The sequence below is a fragment of the Methyloceanibacter sp. genome, from assembly GCF_058506495.1.
Map to the genome: position 1 here is coordinate 1 of NZ_JBZMXT010000130.1, position 4231 is coordinate 4231.

Genomic DNA, 4231 nt, shown 5'->3' on the forward strand with positions numbered 1-4231 from the left:
TCTTCAAGATACCGGTCAGTCACAATTGAGAGGTCGCTCAGCCATCAGGAGCGCGTTTCGACCACGCCCATCTGATACACCTCGGGTTCCATCGCGGCACCATACATGACCGGTTCTGGCACTTAGCAGACGTCAACGCGGAAGCTCAAGATGCCTGCTTTCGGATGTAAAGCGGTCGTCGCCGAGTTGCGTCCTGATGTCAGCTTATGACCCAAAGCAGAAATTGCAGCGACCTTGTCAGCGCTAGGGCAGCAAGCTATCAGAGGCCAACTGCTAAGTCTGCGGATGACTGCATGGCCCTTGCAGCGGAGTAAGCATCAAGGTGACAGGAATCCGCTAAGCGCGGGCCCTGACATGCCCGCGGCAATCAGCTTCTTCTCACAACCGACACGGAGCGGGCTTATGTGGCCAATAGCGAACTGTTCGGCCTTTCGACGTCGATATGAGCACGAGCGAATTGCCAGTAAAGCATTACGCTGAGGACTGCGGCGTAAAGACACCATACCGACGTGAAAGCGTAGGCTTTGGCCGCTAAGACGATGCTTAGACCGAGGATATTGAAGAGACCAAACCAAACCACGACGCGGTGGGTCGACAAAAGAAGCGCTCCGCAGGTCGCAATAACATACGCCGCTGCAACCCATAACTCGTCTGTTAGCTCATTGTGATAGACGATCGAGTGATCCTCGACGAAGCATGTGTTCGGATATCCGACGACGGCATATATGACATACGCGCTAAGTCCTGCACCGAGCAGAGTGCAGATAAGTATACCGTAGTATCTAAGGCCTCTTGGCTCGATCAGAAGAACTGCGAGCGGCATGAGGAAGGGCAAGATCCCTTGGGCATACAGCATGAAGAGAAAAGTCGAATGCTGGAGCACAAGATCCCCGACCTTGCCCTCGAGGCCCAGCCATACGAAGCCTTCAGTAAACTGCTGCAATGCAAACAAAAGCGGCATTGCAGCAAACAGGACCGATCGCGGATGATCCACATGCCGCAACGTTGCGAGACCAACGACAGCGATGCCGCCGGCAGCGACAAAGCTTGTTGTTGCAGAAACACACATCGTTCTCGACGATTCCTGTCTTTGACATGGCTATGCGCTTCTTCGTTCGAGAACGATCTACGAAGCGCATTCGATGACCAACCTAGATTATTGGCATTTGTTCTGCTTATGCGACCCATACTTGCGACTTCGTCATCATAGGAGAACGCAATGCTTCTTGGAACTCGGCTGATGACATTTCAGCGCGAAGAGGCAACCGAGATAGTGCGCAAACTTCGTATCTGAACCATGGCGCGTATCATAAGCGAGAACTGATCGATCTAGTGAGAGCGCTGGCTTGTCCCATGTGTCGTGTCAAAAGCAGGCTTCACTTAAGCGTCCTTGGCGCTAATCTCGACAGAGCATCGGACGAATAACGCAACGGGTTTGAATCAAATCAATGCTGGTGGGCGTTCCAAAGGAAATAAAGGACAACGAGTTTCGGGTCGGTCTGATCCCGGCGACGGCACAGGAGCTCAAACTACGCGGCCATCAGGTGTTGGTGGAGGCAGGAGCTGGGGTCGGTGCGGGGCTCTCTGATACGGAGTATGCCGCGGCAGGTGCGGAGATTGTTGGGGAAGCCACTGAAGTCTTTGAACGCGCCGACCTAATCGTGAAGGTCAAGGAGCCGCTTGCCAGCGAACGCAGCCAACTCAGACCAGGGCAGATTCTTTTCACTTACCTCCATCTTGCCGCAGACCGTACTCAGACCAACGAGCTGCTCGCCTGCGGTGTGACGGCAATCGCGTATGAGACGGTAACTAACGCTGAAGGCTTCTTGCCGCTTCTGATGCCTATGTCAGAGGTAGCCGGGCGTATGGCGCCACAGGTAGGAGCCTCTGCTTTGCAGAAGGCCACTGGCGGCCGAGGTGTGCTGTTAGGAGGCGTGCCTGGTGTGCCACCGAGCGATGTCCTAATTCTCGGTAGCGGTGTGGTCGGCAGCAATGCCGCGCTGATAGCGGTTGGAATGGGCGCGAGCGTGACTGTTGCGGGGAAAAACCTTGATCAATTGCGACGCATCTCATCAGATTTTGGCGCGCGCGTACGGACAGTCTTTGCTGCGCGGAGTGCTGTCGAGATACTGTGTGAGCGTGCCGATCTCGTCATCGGCGCTGTGTTGGTGCCAGGCGCTGCGGCACCGAAGCTGATCTCTGCCAATACCGTAAAAAGAATGAAACCTGGCGCTGTGATTGTCGATGTATCGATCGATCAAGGCGGCACGGCCGAGACTTCACGGCCCACCTCACACTCCGAGCCAACGTACGTGTCCGACAATATCGTGCACTATTGCGTAACGAACATGCCGGGCGCTGTGGCGAGAACGTCGACATTTGCACTCAGCAACGTAACTGCGCCCTTTGTCTTGGTGCTGGCCGACAAAGGCTATGCTCACGCACTGACGTCCGATCCATACTTACGATCAGGTCTCAACATACACGATGGTCAAGTGACCCATAAGGCTGTCGCCGATGCGTTCGGAATGCCATACGTCCCTGCAAGCGAGGCCCTAAAGAACTAAACTCTGGGAACACCCTACTGGCCTTCGCGTGTGTCGACCGAGTCGCTGATCTGTCGTGTCACTGAAAAAAATGGTCAGAGTTCAGACGCATTGCTTGGGGCGCCCCCTCGGCTAACCGTTCCCTGATTGAGGTCAAGGTTTTCGTCTGCAGTTTCGTATAGAACTTAGGGCTATGATATCCACCCTCGGAGAAGAGCCGGGTGTAGAGGATGTGCACGCCCGCGACCGCGCCGTGATGGTCACCCGCCATCTCGAAGCCCGCGGAATTGCAGATCCACTTGTGCTTGCCGCGATGGCGGAGGTGCCAAGGGAAGCCTTCGTTTCGGAGCCCCTGTCTGAGTTTGCTTATGAAGACTCGGCGTTACCGATCGCGGCGGGGCAGACAATATCCCAGCCTTACATTGTTGCGTGCATGGTCGAGCTGGCTGCGATCAAGCCGGGCGATACCGTGCTGGAGGTCGGCGCCGGGTCTGGCTACGCCGCGGCCGTAATGAGCCGTATCGCTTCATCCGTCTACGCCATTGAGCGACACCAAGAGCTCGCAGACCTCGCGAGCGAGCGAGAGGTGCGTCTTGGCTACGACAATGTCCAGATTGTCTGTGGCGACGGCACAAAGGGCTGGCCGGAAGAGGCACCTTTTAACGCCATTGTGGTTTCGGCGGGTGGCCCGAGGGTTCCGGAGGCTTTGAAGCGGCAGCTGGCCATTGGCGGTCGCCTTGTCATCCCCGTGGGCCGAGGCACCCGTCAGAGCTTGGTTCTCGTACGCCGGATGGGCGAAGACTTATTTGAGCAAGAAGATCACGGGGCTGTGACGTTCGTTCCGTTGATTGGCGAAGAAGGCTGGGAGGCGTCAACGCAGGCCGAAGCGGAGCCCCAGATCGACGCCGAAAGTTCAGGTTTTGCCAACGGGTTGCTGGCTCCCGCGCCACAGGCTCGAGGTCCCCGCACCAGCGTCGACCGCGTGATCACCAGCGCTGCGGAACGCTTTAGCGACCTCGCTGAGCTGACCGCGCTTGCCGAGCGCTTTGCACACCAGCGCGTAGTGCTTCTCGGCGAAGCCACCCACGGAACGGCCGAATTCTATGATGCGCGAGCACGGATCACTGAGATGCTCGTTGCAAAACACGGCTTTACGATTGTTGCTGTGGAGGCAGATTGGCCTGACGCCTCGGTTTACGACGCCTTCGTTCGGGGGCTTCCCCGTCCAAACGTTCCTGCCGGCGCCTTCACGCGTTTTCCCACTTGGATGTGGCGGAATGGTCAAGTGAACGATTTCCTCCGGCGACTGAAAGCAATCAACGAGACAATCGCTGCCCCTGACAAGCGAGCTGGCTTCTACGGGCTGGATGTCTACAGCCTAGCAACTTCGATTAGTGCCGTACTCAGCTACTTGGATGATGTCGACCCTCATACGGCTCGCATCGCGCGCGAGCGTTATGGCTGTCTCGCACCATTCCGGTCAGATCCTGCCCGCTACGGCAGGATGGCTCTGTCGCGCGGCTATGCAGTATGCGAACACCCCGTTACCGAGGCGCTGATCGACTTGTTGAAAAAACGTCTGGGTTATCTTGCCCGCGATGGCAGCGCCTTCTTCAACGCAGAGCAGAATGCGCGCATCGTCGTGGCCGCCGAGCAATACTATCGCATCATGTACTACGGTAGCG

3 protein-coding genes are annotated in these 4231 nt (G+C 56.9%); 2 read left to right on the top strand and 1 reads right to left on the bottom strand.

The genetic code is table 11. From position 1 onward, the window contains the following. Positions 1 to 400: 400 nt before the first annotated feature. A complete protein-coding gene (locus tag AC33YF_RS13070; RefSeq protein WP_491777648.1) occupies positions 401 to 1069 on the bottom strand; it encodes a DUF6629 family protein in 669 nt (222 codons plus the stop codon). Positions 1070 to 1448: 379 nt separating this feature from the next. Here AC33YF_RS13070 and ald point away from each other — a divergent pair, with 379 nt between their 5' ends. Together ald and AC33YF_RS13080 are read left to right on the top strand one after the other, a co-directional pair. Then, positions 1449 to 2567 carry an alanine dehydrogenase gene (gene ald, locus AC33YF_RS13075; protein WP_491777649.1) on the top strand — a complete coding sequence of 373 codons (1119 nt, stop codon included), beginning with the start codon at positions 1449 to 1451 and terminating at the stop codon, positions 2565 to 2567. 172 nt (positions 2568 to 2739) lie between these two features. Then, a partial coding sequence (locus tag AC33YF_RS13080) for a protein-L-isoaspartate(D-aspartate) O-methyltransferase (protein ID WP_491777650.1) occupies positions 2740 to 4231 on the top strand: 1492 nt, incomplete at its 3' end.

Bases quoted from the DNA above. Each gene is read 5' to 3' on its own strand.
- AC33YF_RS13070 (WP_491777648.1), bottom strand. From the start codon at position 1,069: ATGTGTGTTTCTGCAACAACAAGCTTTGTCGCTGCCGGCGGCATCGCT.
- ald (WP_491777649.1), top strand. From the start codon at position 1,449: ATGCTGGTGGGCGTTCCAAAGGAAATAAAGGACAACGAGTTTCGGGTC.